The organism is Chitinophaga sp. YIM B06452 (assembly GCF_039655965.1).
Taxonomy (GTDB): Bacteria; Bacteroidota; Bacteroidia; order Chitinophagales; family Chitinophagaceae; genus Chitinophaga.
In genome coordinates, this window is record NZ_JAWLKY010000002.1 from 328,897 (window position 1) to 354,552 (window position 25,656).

18 protein-coding genes are annotated in these 25,656 nt (G+C 54.2%); 4 read left to right on the forward strand and 14 right to left on the reverse strand.

Annotated features, from left to right (window positions below; genetic code table 11):
• Window positions 1–192 precede the first annotated feature (192 nt).
• Genes R3I13_RS10985 through R3I13_RS10995 form a run of 3 tightly spaced genes read left to right on the forward strand, consistent with a single transcriptional unit; the run spans window position 193 to window position 6,669 of the window.
• Entirely contained in the window at window positions 193–3,528 is a 3,336-nt protein-coding gene (locus R3I13_RS10985; protein WP_346317997.1) for a SusC/RagA family TonB-linked outer membrane protein, read from the forward strand.
• Window positions 3,529–3,547: 19 nt separating this feature from the next.
• The gene (locus tag R3I13_RS10990) at window positions 3,548–5,128 is read left to right on the forward strand and encodes a RagB/SusD family nutrient uptake outer membrane protein (RefSeq protein WP_346317998.1); all 1,581 of its coding nucleotides are present in this window, start codon (window positions 3,548–3,550) and stop codon (window positions 5,126–5,128) included.
• A gap of 20 nt (window positions 5,129–5,148) precedes the next feature.
• A complete protein-coding gene (locus R3I13_RS10995; protein ID WP_346317999.1) occupies window positions 5,149–6,669 on the forward strand; it encodes a redoxin domain-containing protein in 1,521 nt (506 codons plus the stop codon).
• Window positions 6,670–6,768: 99 nt separating this feature from the next.
• On the opposite strand, the gene R3I13_RS11000 is transcribed toward R3I13_RS10995, so the two are convergent.
• The 9 genes from R3I13_RS11000 to R3I13_RS11040 form a co-directional block, all read right to left on the reverse strand.
• Window positions 6,769–8,481: a tetratricopeptide repeat protein gene (locus R3I13_RS11000; RefSeq protein ID WP_346318000.1), complete on the reverse strand. Its 1,713-nt coding sequence runs from the start codon at window positions 8,479–8,481 to the stop codon at window positions 6,769–6,771.
• A 185-nt stretch (window positions 8,482–8,666) separates the two neighbouring features.
• Complete coding sequence (locus R3I13_RS11005) at window positions 8,667–9,632, reverse strand: cytochrome c peroxidase (protein ID WP_346318001.1); 966 nt, start codon at window positions 9,630–9,632, stop codon at window positions 8,667–8,669.
• A gap of 5 nt (window positions 9,633–9,637) precedes the next feature.
• Window positions 9,638–9,994: a hypothetical protein gene (locus R3I13_RS11010; RefSeq protein ID WP_346318002.1), complete on the reverse strand. Its 357-nt coding sequence runs from the start codon at window positions 9,992–9,994 to the stop codon at window positions 9,638–9,640.
• Window positions 9,995–10,026: 32 nt separating this feature from the next.
• The gene (locus R3I13_RS11015; RefSeq protein WP_346318003.1) at window positions 10,027–10,785 is read right to left on the reverse strand and encodes a DUF5602 domain-containing protein; all 759 of its coding nucleotides are present in this window, start codon (window positions 10,783–10,785) and stop codon (window positions 10,027–10,029) included.
• A gap of 94 nt (window positions 10,786–10,879) precedes the next feature.
• Entirely contained in the window at window positions 10,880–11,371 is a 492-nt protein-coding gene (locus R3I13_RS11020) for a hypothetical protein (RefSeq protein WP_346318004.1), read from the reverse strand.
• An 11-nt stretch (window positions 11,372–11,382) separates the two neighbouring features.
• Window positions 11,383–11,877 (reverse strand): hypothetical protein, encoded by a 495-nt coding sequence (locus tag R3I13_RS11025; protein WP_346318005.1) that lies wholly within the window; start codon window positions 11,875–11,877, stop codon window positions 11,383–11,385.
• Window positions 11,874–12,356 carry a DUF1772 domain-containing protein gene (locus R3I13_RS11030; RefSeq protein WP_346318006.1) on the reverse strand — a complete coding sequence of 161 codons (483 nt, stop codon included), beginning with the start codon at window positions 12,354–12,356 and terminating at the stop codon, window positions 11,874–11,876. The genes R3I13_RS11025 and R3I13_RS11030 overlap by 4 nt, the downstream gene beginning before the upstream one ends.
• Window positions 12,357–12,371: 15 nt before the next feature.
• Complete coding sequence (locus R3I13_RS11035) at window positions 12,372–12,911, reverse strand: cupin domain-containing protein (RefSeq protein WP_346318007.1); 540 nt, start codon at window positions 12,909–12,911, stop codon at window positions 12,372–12,374.
• An 83-nt stretch (window positions 12,912–12,994) separates the two neighbouring features.
• Window positions 12,995–13,360, reverse strand: a complete 366-nt coding sequence (locus tag R3I13_RS11040; RefSeq protein ID WP_346318008.1) for a hypothetical protein — start codon at window positions 13,358–13,360, stop codon at window positions 12,995–12,997.
• Between the two features lie 192 nt (window positions 13,361–13,552).
• On the opposite strand from R3I13_RS11040, the gene R3I13_RS11045 reads away from it, so the two are divergent.
• Window positions 13,553–14,377 carry a LuxR C-terminal-related transcriptional regulator gene (locus tag R3I13_RS11045; protein WP_346318009.1) on the forward strand — a complete coding sequence of 275 codons (825 nt, stop codon included), beginning with the start codon at window positions 13,553–13,555 and terminating at the stop codon, window positions 14,375–14,377.
• Here R3I13_RS11045 and R3I13_RS11050 read toward each other — a convergent pair.
• From R3I13_RS11050 to R3I13_RS11070, 5 genes are all read right to left on the reverse strand, one after another.
• Window positions 14,346–16,562 carry a prolyl oligopeptidase family serine peptidase gene (locus R3I13_RS11050; protein ID WP_346318010.1) on the reverse strand — a complete coding sequence of 739 codons (2,217 nt, stop codon included), beginning with the start codon at window positions 16,560–16,562 and terminating at the stop codon, window positions 14,346–14,348. The genes R3I13_RS11045 and R3I13_RS11050 overlap by 32 nt on opposite strands.
• Before the next feature lie 80 nt (window positions 16,563–16,642).
• The gene (locus R3I13_RS11055; protein ID WP_346318011.1) at window positions 16,643–17,290 is read right to left on the reverse strand and encodes a response regulator transcription factor; all 648 of its coding nucleotides are present in this window, start codon (window positions 17,288–17,290) and stop codon (window positions 16,643–16,645) included.
• Between the two features lie 66 nt (window positions 17,291–17,356).
• Window positions 17,357–20,434: a two-component regulator propeller domain-containing protein gene (locus R3I13_RS11060; RefSeq protein ID WP_346318012.1), complete on the reverse strand. Its 3,078-nt coding sequence runs from the start codon at window positions 20,432–20,434 to the stop codon at window positions 17,357–17,359.
• 126 nt (window positions 20,435–20,560) lie between these two features.
• Window positions 20,561–23,554, reverse strand: coding sequence for a LamG-like jellyroll fold domain-containing protein (locus R3I13_RS11065; RefSeq protein WP_346318013.1), 2,994 nt, complete (start codon window positions 23,552–23,554; stop codon window positions 20,561–20,563).
• A 290-nt stretch (window positions 23,555–23,844) separates the two neighbouring features.
• A complete protein-coding gene (locus tag R3I13_RS11070; protein ID WP_346318014.1) occupies window positions 23,845–25,656 on the reverse strand; it encodes a RagB/SusD family nutrient uptake outer membrane protein in 1,812 nt (603 codons plus the stop codon).

Consider the following 25,656-nt stretch of genomic DNA (forward strand, 5'->3'; position numbering starts at 1 on the left):
GATTCCACACGCATATTGTTCGACATAAAAAAAGTGCCCGCGAAAACGGGCACCGGAACGTTATTCCGGTTACACTGCCTTGGTCTGGTAAACTTGCAGGCGGTGCACCGGCTGGTATTTTATTGTTTAACAACAAAAACCGTAACAAACAAATTTATGAAAAAACCGCCATTAACGTTAATTATCAAGTTTATGCGGGTAGTGATGCTTACATCTCTTCTTTTTGCTACGGCCATGCTGGCATCCGCCAGCAGCAAAGGCCAGCTGCTGGACAAGGAACAATACTCGGTTTCTTTCCGCAACGAATCCCTCGAAACCTGCATCCGCAAGATCAGGAGGCTGACGGGCGTCGAATTTGCCTACAATCCCGAAGAGCTGAAACAGTTCAGCATCACGGAAAAACGGTTTACCCGGCAAAACCTGGGCAGCATTCTCGGCAGCCTGCTTTCCTCCACCCCGCTGGCTTTCCGCGAGATGGACAACAGCATCGTGATCTACAACCCGGTAGAAGAACTTGCTGCCCCGCAAGACCAGAACGTAACCGGCACCGTGACCAACAATCATGGCGAAGCCCTGCCGGGCGTGAGCATCCGCGTGAAAGGCAGGCTTACCGGCGTTGTGTCTGACAAGAACGGCGCGTTCAATATCCGCTGCCGGAAGGGCGACGTGCTCGTCTTCTCCTTCCTTGGCTACCTCCAGCAGGAGGCCATTGCAGGCAACAGTCCCCTCCGCATCGTGCTGCAGGACGACAATGCGGAACTGAAAGAAGTGATCGTGGTAGGTTACGGCGAACAGCGCAAGCGGAACGTTGTAAGCGCCATCGGCACGATAGATTCCAAAGAGATACAGCGCTCCCCGGTCATTAAAGCCTCCGACGCCCTTGCGGGCCGCGTGCCCGGGCTCATGGCGGTGAAAAGCGCAGGCGGGCCCGGCAGGGGTTCAGACCTTTACATCCGCGGCTTCAGCACGCTCAACAGCGGGCCGCCGTTGAACAGTCTTGCCCCGCTCGTGGTGATAGACGGCATTCCCGGCCGCGGGCTGGACAACCTGGACCCGAACGAGATCGAGACCGTTTCCATCCTGAAAGACGCATCCGCCAGCGCCGTGTATGGCGCAAGAGCGGCCAACGGCGTTATCCTCGTCACCACCAAAAAAGGCGTTCGCGGCGCCCCTTCCATTTCGTTGAACAGCGGCGTCGTAATGCAGCGCCCTACCCGTCTTTATGATATTCTCGGCTCCTACGATTATGCCGTATTGTTCAACGAAGCGCATAAGAACGAAGGTTCTTATAATCCCGCCGCTGGCCGCGGGTATACAGACGCAGAGCTGCAAAAGTTCAAAGACGGCTCCGACCGCGATGTATACGCAGATACCGATTGGTACGATGAAATACTCAGCGACTACGCCATACAAACACAGCATAACCTTTCCGTAAGCGGCGGCGCGGAAAAAACGCGGTATTTCGCATCAGCGGGCTACGCTTACGAAGGCGGCCTCTTCAGCCTTGCGAAATATAACCGCTACAACTTCCGCCTCAACCTTGAATCGAAAGTGGGCAAAAACCTCACCTTCAGCATACAAAGCAATGGCATGGCTGCAAAGTCCAACGACATGGGCAGCTTCAATCACGATTACGTGATCCAGTTCGCCATCGAAAGCCCGCGCATTTATCCCAACCGCTTCTCCAACGGCCTGTATAACTACATTCCCCAGGCGCGCGGCAATATGTACCTGATGGCCCGTGGCGACAACGGCACACGTTCCGCCACCAACAATGTTTTCAACGGCAACGTATCCCTGCAGTACGACGTTCCCTTCCTGCAGGGCCTTTCCGTAAAAGGAACGCTGGCATACGATAAGATCAACACCTTCGGCAAACGCTGGCTGACGCCCTATACCGCGTACATCCGCGATGCAGCGGGCAACTACACCCCGGCGAACACCTTTCCTTCCAAACCGGAACTGACCGAAACCTACAGCCAGTTCCAGACGCTGGTGACGGAGCTTTCGCTGGCTTACCAGCGCCAGTTCGGGCATCACAACGTGTCAGGGTTGCTGCTCTTTAACCGTACAGACGACCAGGGCGACAACCTTTCCGCGGGCAGGACCAACTTTGCCTCTTCCGCGCTGGACCAGCTGGACCTTGGCGACCGCACCCAGGCCACCAATACCGGCAATGCCACACAACGCGGGCGCATCGGGTATGTTGGCCGCTTCGGGTATAATTTCAAAGAGCGTTACCTGCTGGAATTCAACTTCCGGTACGACGGTTCCAACATCTTCCCTCCCGGCCGCCAGTTCGGTTTCTTCCCTTCACTGGCCCTGGGATGGCGGGTTTCAGACGAACCGTTCTTCAAAGAAGCCCTGCATTTCATCCCCTCGCTCAAGGTACGCGGGTCGTATGGACTGGCGGGCAACGATGCGGTGAGCCCTTACCAGTTCCTCGCCACCTATAACCTCATGCAGGCCACCAGCGGGTATTCTTTCGGCGGCGCTTCACCGCAATACATTTCCGGCTTGCAGGAAAGCGTGCTGCCCAATCCTGATTTTACCTGGGAGAAAACACGCATCGGCAACATCGGCGTAGAAGCATCCTTCTGGGAAGGGCGGCTGACGCTGGAAGCGGACTACTTCACCAAACATACCATAGACATCCTGATACCGCCTACGCTGGTAGTGGCTTCCACCCTGGGCATTGCGCTGCCGCCGCAGAACGCGGCTGAAGTGCAGAACCGCGGCGTAGAGATACAGCTCGGGTATGCGGACCGCAGCAAGAACTTTTCCTGGCGCGTACGCCCGAATGCGACCTTCCTGCGCAACAAAGTACTGAAATACGCACAGGCTTCCTCCGTGCCGCAATGGCAGCGGCTGGAAGGCCTCAGCGTGGGCTTCGGCGCCATTACCGGCTACCAGGCGCAGGGGCTGTACCAGTCAGACGACGAGATCAAAGCAGGGCCAACGCCGCTGTATCCCAACGTAAAACCGGGCGACATCCGGTATGCGGACATCGACGGGGATAACAAGATCACGCCGGCAGACAGGACCGTTATCAGCAAAGGGCCATACCCCAACATCCTGCTGGGCGCGGATATGGGCGCATCCTGGAAAGGGCTTGAGCTGAACCTGCTGTGGCAGGGCGCTGCCAATGTGGAAACACATTTCCGCGGCACCATCGCCTGGCCTTTCTTCGGAGATGGCGTGCCCGCCGCGCAGCACCTGGACCGCTGGACGCCGGAGAACCCCGATGCATCGTTCCCGCGGTTGTGGATCAACAATCAAAACAATGCGCAGAACTCCACCTACTGGCTGCGCAACACATCTTACCTGAGACTGAAGAACCTGGAACTGGCGTATTCCCTGCCGCGGCAAATACTGCAACCAGTGGGATTTTCACAGGTGCGGTTCTACGTCAGCGCACTGAACCTGCTGACTTTCTCCTCTTACAAATACACCGATCCGGAAGCATCAGCATCCGTAGCATACCCGCTGATGCGGTATTACAATGCGGGCGTAAACGTGAAGTTCTGATCTTAAAAACAAACATTACATGCGAAAAATCCTCTTCTCCATACTCGCCGTTTCCCTGCTCGCCTCCTGCTCCACCGACCTGCTGGACCGCGGGCCGCTGGACAAATACAGCGAGCAGAACGTCTGGAAAGACAGCACCCTGATCAATCTTTATGTAGGAAATATTTATGCCGGCATGCTCACCACTTACGACGAAGCGGGCAACTGGCTCATGGCCTGCATTACAGACGAGGGTGAAAGCGCGCGTACCTTTCACCAGTCGCACCAGGTCAATACCGGTCAATACGGCCCTTCGGACAACGTTTACAGCGAATACTGGATCGGCTGCTATACCCAGGCGCGCAAATGCAATACGCTGCTGGAAAGGATCCCGGGCGCCCCGGTGTCTGAAGGATTGAAACAGCGCATGAGCGGTGAAGCGTATTTCCTGCGTGCACAGGCTTACATACAGCTCTACGAGCGCTTTGGCCGTTTTCCTATCATCGACAAAGTGTTGAGCCTCGAAGATGAAACCACCGTGCAGCGGGCTAAAGACGAAGACTGCGTGAAGTTCATCCTTGCCGACCTGGATAAAGCCGCCCAGCTCCTTCCGCCTTCCTACAACTCCGCCAACCTGGGGCGCGCTACTTCATGGGCCGCCATTGCGCTGAAAAGCCGCTTCCTGCTGAACCGGCACCGCGATGCGGAGGCAGCCGAAGCCGCATGGGCCGTGATCAACAGCAAAAAATACGAGCTGTTCCCTAACTTCCTCACGCTGTTCAACCCGGAGAGCGACAACAACATCGAGATCATTTTCGATAAACAATATGCCAGCGGCATCAGCGGGCAAACACATTCCCTGGATACTTACGAGAACTCGTCTTTCTTCACCGGTTTTTCCAGCGCCATCACCTGTCCCACACAGAACCTTGTAGATGCTTTTGAAATGAAGGACGGTCTCAGCTGGGATCAATCGCCTTTGTACGATCCCGCCAAACCCTACGAAAACCGCGACCCGCGCTTCTATGCCACCGTGCTGCACGATGGCTACCAGTGGATGAACGAAAAGGTGGACATGAAAAAGGGCAGCAAATTCAACCGCGCCTCCGGCTCAGGATCTTCGCCCACCGGCTATTTCCTGCGGAAATTCCTCAACCCGAAATTTGACACGAAAGTGAACAATAACAACGGCAATTTCCAGAACTGCCCGGTGATACGCCTTGCAGAGATCTACCTCATTTATGCAGAGGCGAAATGGAACCTGGGCGATGCGGAAGAAGCGCGCAAGTATGTGAACAAGCTGCGTACACGCGCGGGCATGCCGGAGATTGAAGCTGCCGGGTTCACTTTCGCCAGCCTGCAGCACGAGCGTTTCGTGGAGCTTGCCTTTGAAGGCCAGCGCTGGTTCGATATCAAACGCTGGAACCTGGGCGCGGAAAAGATCGGCGGAAAAATATTCGGAACGGACATCCAGGACACGCCCGGCGGCCGCACCTATACGCGTTTTGAAGTAGAAAGCAGGTTCTTCCAGCCGAAGATGTACTTCTTCCCCATCCCGCTTTCCGAGATCAACAAATACCCGGCCGGCACGCCGCTGGCGCAAAACCCTGATTGGAACTGATCACCATTAAAATTCAAGTCATGAAAAAATATATCATCACACTCGCATCATCCATTTTTTTCTGTGTATTTACTGTAATGGGCCAGGGCCGGAAACCTGTTCCCGCTTCGCCCGAAGAGATCGCCAAAGCAAAGGCCGCCGTGATCGCCCAACCGGAAGACGCGAAGAAGCACCAGGACTACATCAAAGCCGCCGGCGGCGCTACGCCCGAAGTATTAAAACAATACGAGGCATGGATCAAAAAATATCCCAAGTCTGCCGTGATCCCCGCTGCAATTGGGGAACGCCTGGCCAACCAGGAAAGTCCCGAAGCCAAAACCTACCTGCTGGAAGCCATAAAGCGCGATCCCAAAATGGCTACGGCCTGGATGAACCTGAGTTCCGATGCTGAGCGCTGGGGCGAGTTCGGCAAATCCACCGAATACCTGGCCAAAGCCGTTGCAGCCGACCCGGAAAATCCGAACTATGCCTTCTATTACGCCATGAAGTTCGACGAATCCGATCCCGCCAAATATGAAGCGCTCAGCCTGGAGGTTACCAAACGTTTCCCCGAAAGCCCGCGTGCCGCGCAGGCGTTGTACTGGCTGGCCTTCCGCCTGAAAGACCCGGCAAAAAAATTGAAATACGCGGAAATGATGTCCAATGAATTTCCGCCGGAAAAATATGACTGGAGCAAATACGGGATGGATTATTACTATGAGCTGCTCTTTACCAGGGACATTGACAAAGCGCTGCAACTTACGGAAAGGATGAAAACCCTCTACGGCAAGGATGAAATGAGACAGGAGGAATGGACCCGCCGCCAGTTGGTAGCACGGCGGTTCAAAGAAGCAAAGGCCCTGCAGGCTGAACCAGACAAAGCGCTGGCCTTGCTAACAGGCCTCAACACCCGCCGCGACGCGGTGCCCGCTGAAGAGCTGGCCCTGCTGAAGGCCTCGCTGGAAGCCGCTGCCGGCCGTACACAGCAAGCTTACGACAGCCTGCTGAAATTCCAATCCATCCAACCTTCCGACAAGATCGGCCAGGCCATCAATAGCTACGCCGCCAAACTGGGCAAAAACGAAGCAACCATCCGGCGCGACATTAGCGCGCTCCGCGACCAGAAAGCCAAACAGGCCACGCCGTTCACGCTGGAAGGGTACTTCACCAAAAACAAGATCTCCCTTTCCGATTACAGGGGGAAAGTGATACTCCTCACCTACTGGTTCCCCGGCTGCGGCCCCTGCCGCGGCGAATTCCCGCACTTCGAGAACGTGCTGAAGAAATTCAAAGGGAAAGACGTGGTGTACCTTGGCATCAATATCGTACGCGAACAGGACCCTTATGTGGTACCCTTCCTGAAGAGCAGCGGCTACACCTTTACGCCGCTCGCCGAAGAAGAAAAACGCGATAAAGGCAACCTGCCTTCGCCCGGCGCACCCACCAATTACCTGATAGACCAGGATGGCCGGATCATCTACTCCAACTTCATGATCCATGGGGATAATGAAAGGATGCTGGAACTGATGATCGAATCCATGCTGCAGAAAAAGACGAGCTGAATAACCTGTCTATAAAACCAATCAACAAAAAGGGGCCGTCTCAAAAGTAAATGAGACGGCCCCTTTTTCTTTTAGGTATATGATGATATCATTGAAAGTTCAGGTACCCGCTGCTGCCAATGCTTTCGATTTCCCGAGAAACTGCCGCGCGGCCGTTAACTCCGGCCGGCTGGAGTGCGGTGAGTTGGCGTTTTTGACCAGCAGTCCATAATAAACGCCCGCTTTCATGGGGTCGTTCGATCTTTCCGCGGCCAGGCCTGCACTGTATAAAGCGTTGAAGCGGTTGGGATGGTCTTTGAGATTAAGCTCATAAGCCTCCAAAGCCTGGGCCGGCTTGTTCATGGCCAGCAGCATATCGCCCAGCAGTTCCCTGGCGGGTACTACTTCTGAAGGCGTAACCGGCGGTTTGGGTGTGGATTCTTCCATGACGGCGGCCGCTGTCATCTGCTTCAGCGCCTCTTCATGTTTCCCTTCTTTGAACAATATCCAGGCTTCGGAAGCTTTCAGCTGGATCGCTACCTGGTTGGCTTTGTACGCTTCCTGTTTTTTTACAAGCGCATCATGCAGCTGGCTGATGGTCTTATATTCTCCCCGGGCAGCATCCAGCCGGTTCAGCTGCACGTCCCCAAGCAGGCGGGTGAAATGTATGATGGCCTTTTCCCAGGGATAGTTGTCCCATACCGCGCCCGCCGCCTGCGGCTGCAAAGCCGCGGCCTGTTCCCACAGCCTGTTTTCCAGCGCATAGCGGGCGGGAATAGCTGCAAAGGCATAGATCACCTTTGGCGTTTCGGGGAATACTTTCTGAATCGTCAGCAGGTAATCGCATTGCTCCTTTGCACTTTTGTTGTCGGCCTTTTGCAGGTAGGAATATACGAGGTAATCCAGGGCATGCAGTTCTTCATCCCAATGGCCGTCGATGCGCAGGTTTTCCGCGTAACACTTTGCCGCGGAAGCTGCCACGTTGTTGGAATAAATGCTTTCATCCCAAAGACCGAGCCTGACGAAGATATGGGAAGGCATATGCTGCGCGTGCGCGGAAGATGGGGCTACGGAAGCGTACTTCCTTGCCGCAGGCAGCGCCATGGAAGCCAGCGCGGGATAATCATAGCTGTGGATGATGTAATGGATGATGCCGGGATGAGATCTGTCTTTACCCATTGCGGAAAGTATCTCACCGGCCTTCTTTTGTTTGCTGTATGCCTTATCCGACGGTTCAGCCGCGCCATTCAGCGCCAGCGCGTAGAACGAGGCCGCATCTATATCATCGGGATAAGTGAGATGCACTTTTTCCATCGCTTTCTCGAAGTTGACGCAGCGGCTTTTATGGTTCGTTTTCCCGGGATCTTTATAAAATTCGGCGATGGCCGCGATGTAGGCGGATTCCCTTTCCGATTTATTGGTAATGGATTGTGCAATGGCCACTGCCTTGCTTCCTTTTTCAAACTCTTCCTTATTGGGCGGCGACCATAGCGGATGGAAATTGCTCATGGCCACGCCCCAGTAAGCCATAGCGCAGCCCGGCTCGTTGCTGATGATGTCCGCAAACACCTTTTCCGCTTCGTCGTATTCAAATGAATGCAGCAGGGCCAGCCCGAGATTAAACTCATCCCTGACTTTCCCGGCGCACGAGGTTTCGAACGATACGGCGCCCAGCTGCTGGTCTGCAGGGCCGCAGAGGATCGTTTTGCCTTTTTTGAGATTCATCGCGTCGATGGCTTCGCTGCCCGGCACTTTGGGTTTGCCGGCGCAACCGGTGAGGATCAGCAGACCGATGCAGCAGATCAGCCTTTCTGCGGTCAGGATCTTTTTCATGAGCAGGAATTTATATGGTTCAACATGAAAACAGCCGCTGTCAATTTAACCGTCCTGCGGCAGCCGGCAAGCCCGGAGTTTATAACTGGCGGGATTTTCGTGGTATCCGGCGCCTGTTCATCAAAGTTAAACAAAAAACCCCGGCGGCCTACAGGCCTGCCGGAGCTTCATTTGTACCTGACCTTTTACTGTGCGGCGGCCCCGCTTTGCTGCTCAAACCTTTTGTCAGTCAGCGAAAGCAGGAATGCCTCGAGATCCTTCTTTTCATCTTCTGTTAGTCCCAGTGGCTGCAACAATATGCTGTCGCGGCCAACAGCATTCCTGACGAATTTGCCCGGTTCATTGTAAAAATCGATCACTTCGCGCAGGTCCCTGAGCATGCCGTTGTGCATGTAAGGCGCGGTGAGCGCTATGTTGCGCAGGCCGGGGGTTTTGAACTTCCCGGTCTCTTCTTTATTCCCGGAGATAACGGCGCGGCCGCTGTCGTTGAAATCCCTGCCGTTGAACAGGCCGATGTTCCTGAATTCGTTGGCCGTGAAATCAGCCCCGAAATGGCATTTCACGCATTTTCCCTTTTCATTGAAGAGCGTAAAGCCACGCTTTACAGCATCGCTGACAGCACGCGGATCATCTGAAAACTTCCAGTTGTCGAACGGGCTGTTGCTGGTTTCCAGCGTGCGTTCGAATGCCGCGATAGCGGCGGCGAGGTTTGTGCTGTCGGGCTCGCTGTTGAATATGTTCCGGAAATACGAATTGTATTTGCTGTCTTCTTTCAAACGCCGTACGGCCTCTTCGATGGGCAGGTCCATTTCATCCGGGTTCCTGATAGGCGCAAGTGCCTGTTCTTCCAGGCTTTTGGCGCGCCCATCCCAGAAGAAGGTGCGTTGCAGGCTGAGGTTCATGGCGGAAGGCGTGTTTCGCACGCCGGTTCTGCCTTCTACGCCTGTGCTTACCGCGGAAGTGTCGGCAAAGGCGAACGCGGGTTTGTGGCAGCTGGCACAACTGATGGTCCTGGTGCGTGAAAGGATGGGGTCTGAAAAGAGCATTTCTCCCAGTGCGGCCTTGTTAGCAGGCCCCTCACGCGATGAGGAAGCCTGCGTAACAAAAACCAACACACAACCAGTGATTGCCAAAAGGGCATATCTTTTCATAAACATTATTTTACTCTGCCCATCACAAGCCTGCTCATACCCTGCCTTCTCCCCTCGCAGCTGTCGCTGATGGGCTGGAAACGCAGGGAATCGCTGTTGCTGAAGAAAATGATCCGGTAGCTGCCCGGTTTGCCGTCGCAGCCGTTATCCACAAATGTGAACACATCGTTTTCCAGGGTGTATTTCCCGGTGGCGAAAGGCTTTTTGTTGACGTACCCTTCAAAAGTGCTGTCGGTTTTGAACACCACGCCCGTCACACTTCCTCTTTCGGAAGGGCGGCTTTCCCATCTGCCGGTCAATACATCGTTCCCGGAAAACCAGGCGTAGAAAAATGCTGCAGCTGATATCAGTAATATTTTCATGATTGAGTGAATGTTTTGTTGTTTTTTAATTTTTAACGGTGCTCGAAGCCGGACATAAGTATCCGGTATTCCTGCTTTTGCTGGTCGAAACGGATCTCGTACCGGGTGGGGTAATGGCTCTTTTGCTGAAATGCCGGGGGCTGCGGTATCGCCATCACCGTATCCGGTTTGGTGGTAAGATACTCGCGGGTGATCATCGGTTCCCAGAAAACCACCTTCCGGTTGTAAGTACCCATCAGGAAAGCCGTGGTGAACTTGCCGCCCGGCTGGAATTCAGGACCGGTGGGGTCTACCCAGTGCCTGCCCATTTTCGGCACGCCGGTCAGGTCGGGATTGATGTATTCCGGCGGCAAAAATTTCAGGTCCGGGAGCAGGCCCATCTCCGGTTTGTCCGGCGAAATGGTTTCCTGCTCTGCTTTGGATATCATGTAAAAATGAATATCGAAATGCGGGAGATGATATACGGGATCGGGGTGGCCGTGAGACATCCAGCCCAGCGCGATATGATCAAAAGGCGTAAGGCCCGCGGCCTCCTTCGGCATGTCCAGCTCAAATTCCTGTTCGTTGGCGGAAAGACCCTGCAATGCCGAGGCGCTCAGCGTAATGCCCAGCTCCATCTGGTCATGATCGTCTGTATGGGAAATAAAGCTCCGGGCAATGCCATTGCCGACATTCACCTTGTTGCCGTAGAATATTCCCTGCTGCGGCTTTTCATCGTTATCATCGTCTTTGTGGCAGGACATGATCAGTCCCATTGCAGCGACCGCTGCCATCCAAGGGGTTATCCTCATCTTTTTACGTTTAACAGTTAAAAATAAATTTTGGGGTATCGTGCATGATTTCCTTTATAAAATTAGCATGGCGGAAAGGCCGAAAAAATAGTATTTAAATACTACCGTTCCGGGCGGCAGCAAATTCACCCAGCCTGCGCAGCAGCTGCCAGAGCAGTATGCAGACGATCACGAACTGGATGGCATCCGCTGTGAACCGCCACCAGTTGGTGCGCATCAGCTCGTTCAGCAGACCCATGTCTTTGCCATTATGCAGTTTGAATTGAATGGGTATCTGTATGGAAAAGCTGAAGATCCAGTCGAATGCATAAACGCCCAGCGCCAGGCCCGGCAGCTTCCTGCTCATGTAGCGGGGCGGGAACAGTACAACCAGGATGTTCAGCACCGTCATTACCGCGGCGGGGATCACGAAGATGCTGATGATAAACACGCTCTGGTATTGGTGAAATCGGGCAAAATCCGCTTCAGATATGAGGTTCCAGGAATAATATATCGTGAAATAATCCATCATGCGGGTGCCGAAGCAGTAAAATACTAAGAGGATGAACAGGAAGAGGATCGCTGTTCTTACGTTTTGTTGTTTCATTATTTTTTTATTCAGAAATTATTATCACTACGTGCAGCAAACTTTTCCAGCTTACGCAGCAGCTGCCAGAGCAGCATGCAGACGATCACGAACTGGATGGTATCCGCTGTGAACCGCCACCAGTTAGTGCGCAGCAGCTCGTCCAGGAGTTCCATGCTTTTGCCTTTTTCCAGTTCCAGCTGGATGGGTATCTGCATGGTGAAGCTGAAGATCCAGTCAAATGCATAGGCTGCCAGCGCCAGACCGGGCAGCTTCCTGCCCAGATAACGCGGCGGGAACAGGAAAACCAGGATATTCAGCAGCGTCATCACTGCGGAAGGGATCACGAAAATATTGATCACGAATTGCCCCTGGTATTGGTGAAAACCGGCGAAATCCGCTTCAGGTATCAGTTTCCAGGGCTTGTATATCGCGAAATAATCCATCATGCCTGCGCCGTAGCAGTAAAACACCATGCCTATAAAGAGGAACAGGATGGCTGTTCTTACGGTTTGTTGTTTCATCATCTTTTATGCCTTGTCCAGGTTGCTAAGATCACCAGGGCAAAAGCGCCCAGCATAAACAGGAGCCGCACGTTGAAAGCCTTCACCACTTTCTGCCTTATCTGTTCCACGTTGTCCGGCAGGCTGTTCAGGTCCCAGCCTTGTATCAGGCGGTTCAGCGGGTGGTTGACGGACAACGTAAAGGCAACATCGCCCACCAGTACCGAAAAGGCGGACAACATCAGCCAGAAAGGCAGGGTGCGCCACTCTTTGAGCAGCAGCATGGCGCTGAGCAGCACAGACAATAACAGCACCGGGCCGAATACGGGCATTCTTGCGCCCATGAAGCTGTCTATCTGCTGCCAGTATTCCGCAAAGCCGCGGGGGCTCAGCCTTTCCAGCGCCGGGTTGCCGCCCATGAGCGTAAAGAACCCGATGCCGCCGTACAGGCCGCTTAAAAAAGTAGTCAAGCCAAGACTCAACTCTATCCATTTGTTATACATTTTTTTGCGTGTTTTTTATTTACAGTATTTATTGATCAGCATTTGCTCTATTCCTTTTTTCCTCGCCCTCCTGGCAAGGAAAGGAAGCAGGGGTCTTAAGACCGTCATGGCGCCGGTGGGATACGAATTGCTCATCTCCAGGATCAAAGCCGCCACCAGTATACTTCTGGGCAATCCCCTACTGTCCGTGAGCCCGTCTGTAGCCAGGCCATACGCGATCCGCAGGGTGTTTTCCATCCCTTCGTGGCCGGGCTTGAACTTTACATGGAACCGGATCTCCGTTTTACCCGGGTTGAAAAAATTATGTACCGTACCGGCCGGCACCAGGTAATCTTCCCCCGGCCGCAGGAATACTTTCCGGTCCCGCAATTGCAGGCCCAGCGTACCGTCTACCGCGGTGAACTTTTCCGCGAAGGCAGTATGGTAATGAGGCGGGTTGCCGCCGCCGGGCATCAGTGTAAGTTCCATCAGCGAATATTGATGATCCGCTTCGGAAGCTGTTTCGAGAAATGTGACAGTATCCCTGTAAAGGGGATTCACGATCGTGCGTTGCATATGTTTCTTTTGTTTTTTTTGACAAAGGATTACCCTTCCAGGAATGAAAGGGCCTGTTCATCAACTTGGTCTAAAAGCCTGTTTTAGTATGGAGTTCCGTTGTTGAGCCATTGTTCTATCGCCTGTATATCGCATTCGCTCAGCCTGGGGCCGTTGCCCTGCGGCATGGGAGAAAAGCCGGGCGCATGGCGGACAGCGCCCAGCAGCCTTCCTTCCCTTACCACTTGTTTTGCATTTTCATATCCTTCCAGCGAAATGCTGCCCAGGCGGCTGGCGTTGTTATGGCAGGTTATGCAGTTATTGTAAAAGATCCTGGCCACCTGCACGCGGTATGTTACCGTTTCCGCCGCGTCGCAGGGCGCTTCCGGCGGGGAAGCCTGCTCTGCCGTGCAGCTGGCGGCCCATACCGCCACGCCGGGGATCAAAAAAGAAAATAACCATGCTTTCATAACAGCAGTAATTTTTGGGGCATAACAAATGAAGTGTCCTACAAACTTCGGGTACAAAATTACCTGCCGTGCGGGCCGTGGGCAATGGTACATTTATACTACCGGGGCATCCCCGGATTCGGGGATTGCGGGAAAAGAAGGCGGTAAATATATTTGCGGGAATGGTCTTTGGCCTGAATAAACGAATACCCCATGCAATCCTCCTTACTCACGCTGGCGCGAAAAACGAACAGTATTATCGCGCATACGGCTCCCGGGCACGTACACCCGGATGATGTGCACGAAGAGATCATGCATACGTTCATGAATCTCCAGAAGATATTCCCGCGCTGGGTGATCTGCACCTGCCGGCTGATGCATAAAGGCTTCTTCTATGTAAGCGATAATGCCACCGAGCTGCTGGGCTTCGATCCCGGGCATCTCACCAGCATGCTGGACGGGGCGGAATATTTTAACCGCATTCACCCCGCTGACCTGGAAGGTTACTCCCAAAGCCTGCAGCTGATCGCCAGGCTGTTCGAGGAAGAAGAACCCGGGGAACGCCACAAGCTGCGTTTTATATTCAATTACCGCATACAGCACCCTTCCGGCCGGTACATGCACCTGCACGACGAGAAAGCCATGATCCCCCTGCGCAATGGCCTGAACCTGCATTTTATGCTGTGGCGCGACATCAGCGAAGAAACCCCGTTCTCCGGCGTAAAAATGGCGGCGTATAAAGACGGGTATGGCAATAAAAAAATTATCGAGTACGATGCCTCTGCCCAGGCCGTCAGCCAGCTGTCTCCCCGGGAAACCGAGCTGCTGCCGCTGATGAAGCAGGGCCTTTCCACCAAAGAGATCGCCCATTCCCTCAGCATCAGCCACCATACCGTGCGGAACATGCGGCAGAAGCTGTTCCAGAAGTTCCAGGTGAATAATGCCATTGAACTCCTGAATAAAATAAACGCGCCGGAAAACATCCCGTCTCCCGGCGCGCGGCATATCAGCGAGTGGAAGCTGCCTCCCGCGGTGTGATCTTTTCCTTTTCTTTCTTGAGCCTGAAGTCCGGGTGGCCGCATTGCCAGAGGGCAAACGAAATAATGTCCGCATAGCGGGCGGCTGCCACGCTCTTGTCCCGTGAAATATGGCCGGCTTCGTAGTTTACCGAAAGCATGACCGGCTTACCTGAAACAGAAGCCCGTTGCAAGGCCGCGGCAAACTTGCCGGTAAGCCAGGCGCTCACGCGGGGGTCGTTCATGCCCACGGTGGAGAGCACTGCCGGGTAAGCCACGCCTGGTTTCACATGATGGTAACTGTCCATCTCCAGCAATCCCATGCATTCAATGCTATCTTTTACCGTACCAAATTCCGTAGCGTTGCCAGGCCCGTTGGGGGCTTGTTCCAGCCGGAGCATATTGTTCAGCCCCACTTCGTTGATGGCGGCGGCAAAGAGGTCCGGCCGTTCGGTCACTGCGCGGCCTACGGTGATGCCTCCCGCGCTGCCGCCATGGGCCACGATACGTTTGGCGGAAGTGTAGCGCTTTTCGACGAGGTATTCCGCGCAGGCGATCAGGTCTTTCCAGGTGTTGGGCTTGGTGGATTTAAAGCCTCCCATGCGCCAGGCATTACCTTTTTCCCCGCCGCCGCGCACGTGCGCAATGGCCACCACAGCGCCTTTACCCATCATGGCAAAAAAGGCGGGATGGAAGAAAGGGGAAATGGTCATGCCGTAGCTCCCGTACCCGCTCACGAAACAAGCCGCAGTACCGTTCTTCACCAGTTTTTTATGGTAAAATATGGACAGCGGGATCATCTCGCCGTCGTGGGCGCGCACTTCTATTTCTTCCACCACCATGTCTGCACTGCCGGGCACGGGGGCGTTCATTTCGAAAACGCTTTTCTGCACCTGCGGGTTTGCGTCCACATCAAATTTCACCGGGGGCATGTTCCAGGAGGTTATCTCCACGACGCAGCCATTCCCGGCAGGGTCCGTCACCGTGGCATTGATCGTGCCTTTTAAGGGAAGCGGGATGTCAGAAACTTTGCCTGTAGCGAAATGATACCGCTTCAGGAAATGATTCACGCCATCAGAATAGGTGAGATAAAGAAAATCTTTCGACTGCCTGGCCTTTTCGAGCAATTGCTTTTGTTCAGGGATCACCTCGCCCGCATTCTTCACATCAGGATCGGCGGCTGAGGTACGCAATACCCTGAAGTTTCCCGCCCCGCGGTGAGACAGCAGGAACAGGTCATCCCCTCTCAGGTAAATGCCTTTCACTTCATCTTCCGTTGAAGTAACCGGCTTCCAGGTAATATGCGGCTGCTGCAAAGCGGCAACCGGCGCGATAAAAGATTTGAACTCATCCAGCACGGTGGCCGCATAAGCAATGAGATAGCGGTTGTCGTCTGAAATACTTACCGAAAGTATATCCCGGGATTGTATATCCCATTCAGGGTATGCAGCGCGGGAAAATATTTCCTTGTCCGCTGTTTCGGCGGTGCCCAGGCGGTGATACATCACTTTCGTGTCCAGCAGCATATTGGTGTCGTTCACGTTATCGCTGTTGTTGCGGGTGTAGAGGAAACCGTTGTTGTCGCCCGTCCAGGCGGAAATACCGAACCACGAGGGATATATGATCTCAGGGAAAAGCGTGCCTTTTTCTACGTCGATGATGCGGATAGCAGCCAGCTCTTTCCCGTTCTCTGATAATCCAAATGCCAGCTTTTTGCCGTCGTTGGAAGGCAGGAAAAAGGCGGCCTCGATGCTTTTGCCGATGGAAAAAGCAACAGGGTCCACCAGTATTTTCTCGGGACCATTCCGTCCTTCGCGGTAGCAGATCACGGCAACGGACTGTCCTGGTTTTTCTTTCCGGTAAAAGAAGCGGTTGTTCCGTTCATATATCTCCAGGTCCGTGCCCAGCCTCGATGGCCGGGCCATGTTGTAAAACTGAAGTATCTCTTCACGGAGCGCGGCGCGGCCTTCTATGCTGTCCAGCCACTGGCTGGTAAGCTCGCCCTGCGCTTTGAACCATTGCTGTGTTTCCGCATTGTCCATATTTTCCATCCAGCGGTAAGGGTCGGTTACCTTTACGCCGAAATAATTATCGGTTACGGGTTGCACTTTAGTATGGGGGTATTGGTATTGCGCCTGTGCTGCGGGTTGGCCTGCTGTAAAATAAAGGATGAGCAGGCAGAGTTTTAAAGGGGTTAATTGTTTCATGATTCCTGTTGGTTTAAGCAACAAAACTAACAGGGACGCGGGCGGCGGGGAATAGTATTTTAGTACTAACCGGCGCGGAATTAAATGATGTTCTGATTGATGGCCTTTGCCACGGCTTCGGTGAGGGATGCCACGTGCAGTTTTTCATAGATCTTTTTCACGTGGCTGCGGACGGTTTCGTAGCTGATAGACAGCCGGTCCGCGATCATTTTATAACTCAGGCCTTCCACGATGCAGGCCAGCACTTCTTTTTCGCGGGGTGAAAGGCGGTAATCCGGGGCGGGAGTGGATTGTACATGCTGGGGGATCTGCTGCAGCTTTGCCAGCACTTTCCTCGCAATGGAGGGCGACATAGGTGAACCGCCGTACTGCAACTCCCTGACAGCATCGATCAGCCGGGTGTTGAGCTGGTTCTTCAAAATATAACCAGATGCGCCGGCGCAGATGGAGTCGAACACGCGGTCGTCGTCTTCAAATACAGTTTGCATCAGCACCTGCACTTCCGGGAACTCCGCTTTGATCAGCTTGAGCGCCTCAATGCCCGTCATGCCCGGCATTTCAATGTCCATCAGGATAATGTCGGGCCGGCAGCTGCGCACGTCAGCCACGCAGTCCAGCACGTGCGAAAAAGAACCCGCCACTTCCATCTCCGGCACGGTCTTCAGCAGCATGGTAATGCTCTCACGGATGCTTTTGTTGTCGTCGAATATTGCGATGCGTATGCTCATGGTATGGCTGTTGGCTGAAGTTCTTCCTATTTGCGGACATGCGCAATCCCCAAAAGCGGGGATTCCTCACGAAACGGGGAACGTGAGGCGGATGAGCGTTCCCTGCCCGGGCCGGCTTTGGATAACAAGTGTACCTTTCATTTCCGCCGCCCTCATTTCCATATTGCGCAGGCCATTGCCGGATAAAGACTGCGAGGCGCCCGCCATGGCCCGGTCAAAACCTTTGCCATCGTCCTGCACGGTTAATTCCAGCTGGCGGTGGTGAAGACCGATCTTCACCCACAAATTTACACAATCCGCGTACTTCAGGGCATTATTCACCGCTTCCTTGAAAATAAGATAGCAATTCTTGCGGCGGGTCATTTCCAGGTTCACCTGCATCACTTCCGGCGCCGTTTCAAAATGAAAGCGTATATTTTTGGCGGCCAGCAGCGGGCGGGCAAACGATTCCATGCGCTGCAGGATGGTGGTCATGCTGTCGTTGCCGGGATTGATGGCCCAAACGATGTCGTTCATTTCGGAGATCATTTCCTCCGCGGTATCGCTGATGCGGGCAATGGCCCCGCTCAGTTCGTCCTGGTTCTGCCGCTGGTTGTGTATCTGGGCCACCTCGCTGTACACCGCGATGCTGCTGAGGGTAGAGCCTACATTGTCGTGCAGGTCCTGCGCAATTTTGTTGCGGATCGCCTGGCGTTTCAGCAGCTCATTCACCCGGTAGCGGTAAATGCCATACGCCGCGCCGGCAAGTGCCAGGGCAACGAGTACATAGAACCACCACTGCTGCCAGAAGGGCGGGATGATCACGATGCGCACCCAGGCGGTTTTCCCTTCTTTCGCTCCAGGCCCGCCTGTGGCTTTTACCTGGAAGATGTACTCCCCTCCTTCCAGGTTGGAAAACTGCGCGAAATGCTGGCTGCCATTGTCTATCCAGCGCCTGTCCAGGCCTTCCAGCCGGTAAGCGTACCGGGTATCAGGGGAGGAAAAATCCGGCGCGGCGAACTCTATGCGGAAATAATTCTGGTCGTGCCTGAGCGTGATCTTCTCCTGCATGAGCAGGTGACTGAAGGAATTGTTGAACACCTTGAAGTCGGTAAAAAATACATCGGGCGCTTTGCTCTCGCTGCGGATGGCGGCGGGATTGAAGGCGATGAAATAACCTGCGCCGGCCACGTACATTTTCCCGTCCCCGTCCTGGTAAATATTGCCGCTGACGCCGCCTGTCTTTTTAAGATCGGGCAGGCGGAACGAAACGTATGATCCGTCTAAAGGATCGTAGCGGTAAAGGTTGCCGCTGCTGATCATCCATACGTTGCCGGAACTGTCTGTACTCAAGCCTTCCAGCAGGTTCCTGCTGCCGGGAATGTGAGAGAATTTTTCCGTCCGCAGGATGAAGTTATGCAGGCCGCCGCCATAGGTGCTCACCCAGAGGTTACCCTTTGCATCTTCCGCGATATCGTACACATGATCGCTGTGGATGCTGCCGGAATCCGCAGGATCGCTGCTGAAGTATATGACACGGGGCGACGGTTGCTTTACCCAGCTTCCCAGGCCTGATTTTGCCGTGGCCAGCCAGATGGCGCCGTTGCGGGCTTTGAATATCTTCCTGATGAGATTGTCTTTGAGGTTGAAGCGCTGCAATATTTTCCGTGCCGTATCCACGCGGGACACCCATCGTTGCCCCGCCAGGTCGTAGTACGCGAGGAAATGCCCGTAAGGCAGCACCAGCAATACCGGGCGGCCTTCTATCGTATCGCGGGCAATGCTCACCACCCGCGACTCGATGATCCTGTTCATCACCGAATCCTTTTCCGTATTGGGCAGCAGCGAAAGCCCGTGGTTGGAAACGTTGAAGCGGAATAATGAATAATCGGTACCAAGGTAAAGCGTGCTGTCTGCGTCCCGGAAGAATTTCGTGATGCTCAGCGGATGGCCCTGGTAGCGTAAAGGAATGTGCCGGAAGGAACCGGCCTGCCAGCTGTAAATGCCGTTATTCGTGCCGATCCACAGCTCGTTCCCGTGGCGGTAGAAATCATATACTTTCAGGTCTTCTCCCGGGTTTTGAGGCAGGAACACCTGCTCAAACTGCTTTTGTTCGGGATGATGGACGCTCAAGCCTTTGTCCGTCGCGATCCAGATAATGCCCTGCCTGTCCGCATAGATGCTGTTGATCTTATCATCTGCCACCGTTCCTTCCAATGCCGCGTCTGAACGGTAATTGCGGAAGACGTTATGCTTTGGATCGTATACCTGCAACCCGTTCCGGCTGCCGCCCATCCATAGCCGGCCGTTGCTGTCTTCTGCGAAGCACATGATCTCATCGTTCACGAAACCATTTAAAAAACTGTCTTCCAGCCCCGCCTGCCGGAACACTTCTTCTTTGCCCGTTTGGGGATTGTAGCGGTACAGCACTTTGTCCCAGGAGCCGAACCACATATTGTTCCGGCTGTCTGCAAAGAGGGCGGTGACCGTTGCATGAGGCAATTGCGCATAGAGTTTGGCATACCGGGCATCTGCTTCATAATGCAGGTTCCGGGAATTGATCTTCAGCAGTCCCCCGCCCTGCCTGCCTACCCAGATCACGCCGCTGTGGTCCATACAAAGGTCCAGGATGCCTTGTGTGCCTTTGGAAACAGGCTGTTCGAAGCGTTCCGTTTTTTTATTGAAGCGCCATACGCCTTTGCCGCCGGTGCCCAGCCAGAGGTAACCCTGGCGGTCATGCAGCAGGGTATTTATCATGTTCACAGGAATCGACGCGGAGTCGCTGCGCGAGTGTTTGTATTGTTTGAACTGCCGCTCCGGCGGAAGGCGGTAATCATATCTTGTAAGCCCGCCGTCTGCCGTGGCGATCCACAGCACCTGCGCATCATCTTCCAGGATATCGGTGACGATGTTGCCGGAAAGCGAGGAATGATTGCCGGGCTCGTGGCGGTAAACGGTGAAGGCCTGCCCGTCGTACCGGTTCAGCCCGTCTTCCGTACCGATCCACATAAACCCGCGCTGGTCCTGCAAAAAGCAGTTCACTTTATTATGTGAAAGGCCGTTTTGCGTGCTGATCTTTTCAAAATACAATCCAGGCTGCTGCGCGGGGAGAATAACAGCAAGGCACAAGAGGATCGGGGTAATGAGAAGCGGTTTCAGCAACATGGTTTTCGGGGGCGGGTATGAGCCGAGGGATAAAATTAGTAAAATTAAAAGATTGTCCGCTTGTTTATGCTGATACCCCGCTGGTACAAACCTCATGGACCATCGATGAAAATCCACGTAAACCGCCTACTCCGCCTGCTGCACCAGGTACCAACCAAATCCTCCCGCCGGGATCGTCAATTGCATGTCTATGCCCGCATCTTTATCCAGCGTTTTATTTACCTGCTGCCCGTCAGCCCCGGTTATTTTCGCGGCGCCTTTTATGCCGGTGTAATACAATGGCACCCGTACCGTTTTTGTGATCTCCTGGTCTGTGGGATTAAACGCGATCAACATGCCTTTGTTTGCGATCGCTGAATTTACATGCAGCATGAGATCGATATCCCTGCCGTCAGGACGGCCGAGGTGGATGATGTCCGAAGTCAGGATGTCGCGGTATTGTTTGAACCAGTTTACCCATTTCGTTACCATGGCTTTTGTTTCCGGCGTGTCGTACAATCTTTTTCCCCTCACTGTAAACTGGCAGCCGCTGGCCAGGTGCTGGAAGAGCCCTGTTTCGTACCTGCCGATGTTCCGGGAAAGCGGCTCAAGTCCCACGCGCGGATCATTGGTGTAGAACCCTACGAGCTGCAGGCTCATCCAGCCCATGGTGGGCGCCTTATGCCAGGTGCCGTCGTAGATATACTGCCGGCCCAGGAGTAATTGCTGCTGGGGCGTAAGATTGGCGCTGGCTTCGCGGTAGCCCATGCCGGTGGAGGATTGCCCGTTCAGGAAATACCAGTCCGGGATCGGGATATACATATTGCGGCGTTGCAACTCGCGCAACACTTCCACCTGTGTCTGCCATTGTTTCCATTGCGAATCTTCCAGCCCGCGGTGATGGGCATGCGTAGCAGATGCGCATACGTCTCCATGGTAAGGACCGTCCATATTGAAGGTCATGAGGCCGGTGCGGTCGAAGAATTGCCACATGGCGGGATAATAGGTGTCCTTCCATTTGCTGGCGATGCAAACGCTTTGCCCGAAAAGACTGCCGGGCTTGCCGGTCTCGGGATCCACGCAGTCCACCTCCCGCCCTCTTCCCCTCGATGCTACCTGTAGTTCATACCCGCCCATCACGATGCCTTTCTCTTTGGCAAAGTCTGCGATCTCCTTCCATAAAGCCACGTAATCAGTGTCCAGCTTATCGTGCGAAATGCCCGGCCAGGCCATGATATCCAGCCTTTCGAAACCCAGCTCGCCCATTTGGGTAATGAAATTCTTCAACTCTGTGCGGTCGTGCGAGGTGATACCGCCGGTGAGCAGCGACTCCGTGACCTGGGGAGCCAGCGTGCGGTAAAACCTTCTATGGGCAAGACTTTGCCGTTCGCGGTCGTCGCTGTCGTGCAGCAGTTCGAAGGTAGTGAATGATGTAAAAGCGGATTGCGGCGCCAGTAATTCGGAAGGGCCCATGGGCAGCCGGCTTACGAGCAGCGAATGATGGGGGAAGTCCAGGAATTTATCTTCGGCCTGGTTGTGTGAGGCCCAGGTATGGTAGTCTTTATCTACCTGCCATGAAGTAGTGGAGCCGCCTACATGATAAGCCGGCGGTTCGCCCTTGTAGTGCATCAGCGCGCTGCCATGACTGTCTGCATTGGCCAGGGCGAAGGAATAGTCGCTCTCCGCGTGCAGGCGTTTTTCCTGGTCCTGGCATACGGCCAGCACTTCGCATTCTGTTTCCGCTACCAGCAAAGGTTTGCCCGTTCCGTTGTGGATCGTGATCCATTTGGCGAGCACGGGAATGCCGTCGTAGATCTCGTAATGGACGGACACCTTCAGCGTTTTTTTCCATTCCTCTTTGCCGGGAGGCGCCTGGTAATGCATGATGACCTGCAAGCCTTTCGGCGGCCAGTCTGCATGTACGGCATTGTACTTCCGCTGCCAGGGATACCGGGCCTGCGGCTGGGTAACTTCAATCCCGGCGAACTGGAACGCGGAAGGATCGGTGACCATATCTTTCAGCCACGATTCCAGCAGGTATGATTTTTCCGGCTGGCCGGAGAGCCCGCCGATGTCGTACCAGGTGCTATCAAGTTTGATCCTGGCTTCGGGTTTTACGGCGCGGAGGTATTGCGCGCCGTTGGCAAGATTCCTGAAGCTGACGCCGGCAAGGTTGTCGCCGATGTAAAACTCCCGGCTGATGAGGCCATTGGTGAGCTGCAGCTTGCCGGTAAGCCCGTCGGGCGATTGGCGGAAGGATAATTCGGAGCAGCGGTCAATTTTATGAACGAGCCAGTCTTCCTTTACCGGGTTCTCACGCAGGTCGTCCGTTTGCCTGATCTTATTATTTTCCGCGATAGCCGTGATGAGCGCTTTTTGCCTGCTTTCTGCGAGCTGTTTATTGCGGGTTATGGTTTGCTGGTTGTAGTGCAGGTCTTTGGATGCATTGAAGCGGCCATTTGGCAACTGTGTCAGGCGGGCTTCGTATATCAGCCCGCTGAAAGCAGGCGTACGGCTTACCGCGCCGAGGAAAAGGGAATCCGCGGCATATCCCCCGGCGGCGGATCCTGTGGCGCTTTTCTTCCCGTCCAGGTAAACGGTGGCTTTTCCACCGGCATCTACCAGCGCAATGTGCACCCATTCCCCGGGCATAACTTTCCCGATGGGCGAATTCATGGCTATCCCGTTAACATAAAGCGTCCAGTTTTCGTTTTCCCGGCATATCTCATAACCTTTGCCCTGGCCGCCGTAATACAGCACGGAAGTTTTCCCGGGAAGACGGTCCCCTGCGCCCTGGCGGGCATTGGCCTGCAGCCAGACCTCCAGTAAAAAATCCTTCCCCCCGGCCGCTACCGTGCCCTGCGATACATACCCCGCATTGTCTTTAAACAGCACAGCGCCTTCGCTGGCCAGTTTTTTTTCCGCCGGGGCATCCGCGAAAAACAAAGGCTGCCCGTTTCTTTTTAGCGGCAGGCGGCTGCCGGCCAGCGGCCAGAGCGTATCCGGGGCCGTCGCATAAGTAACTGCGCCGGCCCGGCCCATGTTGTAGTGAACCGCCGGCGGTTGCTGTGCGAAAACATTTACGGTCCATGTTGCGGCCGCCAGGAAAACCGCTGTCACAATTCCTTTTCTGTAAATCATTTTTTTATGCTGTTGTCAGTTATGATCTGTTTGAAAATCGTGGGATCACTTTACCATCTGCCATGATCTTCACTGTAATTTCACTACCGGAAGGTACGTTTACTTTCGGTCAATGAATGCAGCATGTCACATCACCTTTGCCACCCGTTTCAAAGAAACCTGCAACCCGCCTTGCAGCGGGCGCAGGATCTCCGGCAGCCCAGCTTGCTGACTGGCCGCCGTATACACACAAGAAATTAAAAACTTCTTTGATCACTCATCCCTGTTCTTCTCTGTACATTTTTAAATAGCTATTGCAACGGATCGAACGGGCCGCCCCACTCTTTGTTCTGCTGCAACACACCTTTGGATTGGGATATCTGGTTTTCAGGCAGGGCATAGAACCAGTGATTCAGGTCGAGATTAAATTTGAAATTCGCATCGCCGTCGAGGTTGTCGATGAAACTCGCGGTGAACTTTGCCCTTACGGCAGGCGTCATGATATTATCCGCGGGAACGACCATCTGCCCGTCTTTCAGCGTGATGTAAAGGCCATGCCGTGTCACCTGGTTATTGAGCACATCATAACGTTTCCAGCGGCGGAGATCGCCAAAACGTTTGTTCTCATACGCGAACTCCGCATATCTTTCCTGTATGTACGCTTCCCGTATCTCACTTTTTGACGCTGCCGTAATACCATAGTTATCTCCTGCCCCGGGCTGGATGCCGGCGCGTTTGCGGATATCTTTCAAAACCTGTAATGCTTCAGCAGCACGGTTGGTTTCGTTGGCGCACTCGCCATAGTTCATCAGCACTTCCGCGAAGCGGATCTCCGGCCAATCGGTCTGCGCCTGTCCGCCCAGGCCCGCAGTCACGGTCGTATCAAGACCTTTCCGCTGGAAGAAGCCGGTAATGCTGGGATTGCCCGGCATAGCCGGATGGATGACGTTCATGATATTCACGTACGTATTCTCGTTTGCATTGTACCGCCATACATTCCAGAAGCTGTTGCCCTTCACGTAAATGGGCGCTACTTCATCGGGCGTGGGGTAAGGCGTGCCTCCGCAGAAAACGGTCGCATAGAAGCGGTCGTCGCGGTTGGTGTAGAAATCGGTGAGGAACTGTGCATTATATGCCGGGTCTGCAAGCTGGTTCTTATCGAACTGCATTGGCGAACCGTCTCTCTTTGGAAAGGCCAGCAGCAGTGAAAGGATCGGCTGGTTGTTGTTCGAAGCGTCTTTGGTGAGCGGTTCCGGCCGGATGCCGTTGAAGTTATTGGAATGATTGGGATACTGGAACTGGTTCACCATGATGATCTCTTTATTCCGCTCCTGCACCCAGATCTTATTAAAGGCCGGATGCAGCGCATGACCCTGCGCCACCGCGAAATCCACCGCTGCTTTGTTGGCGTCATATGCCGCCTGCCACCTGTTGGCATCGTTGTTCGGGTTGAACAGCGGGCTGGCATAACTCAGCAGCACCCTTCCTTTAAAGGCCATGGCAGCCACGCGTGTGATGCGGCCGTAATCCATCCCTGCATTGGGATATACGCCCGGCAGCAGCATAATCGCACTGTCCAGGTCACGGATGATCTGGGCTACGCATTCGGATGTTTTATTCCTGGGCACAAACAGCGCGTCTATATTATCCGTTTGCTGCGTGTGCAGGATCAGCGGCACGCCGCCCAGGCTGTTCACCATGCCCCAGTAAGCCCATGCACGCCAGAACTTCGCTTCACCCTGGTATTGCTGGTTGGTAGGACCGGACAATACCTCCGAAGGCGTTTGCCCCAGCTGGTCCAGGAAAAAGTTGATCCGGTCTATCTGCGTATAATTCAGCGATGAAGTGGTAGACGATACGGAAATAATACCACGGTTGTAATCCGGCATGCTGCGCACATTGCTGATGCCTTCGTCTGAACTGTTGCCGTTGAAAGGCCATCCCGGCATCATGCGCCCGTAGATGTCGCTGAGGAAGGCTTTGATCATCGAAGAGTCCTTCCAGACGGTCTCCGGGTTCAGGTTGTTCTTATTCTCGTAGTCGAGCCCCTTTTTGCAGGACTGGCTGCCGATGGCCGCTGCTGCTGCAAGGAGTATTATGAGGAGTTCTTTATTCAATTTCAT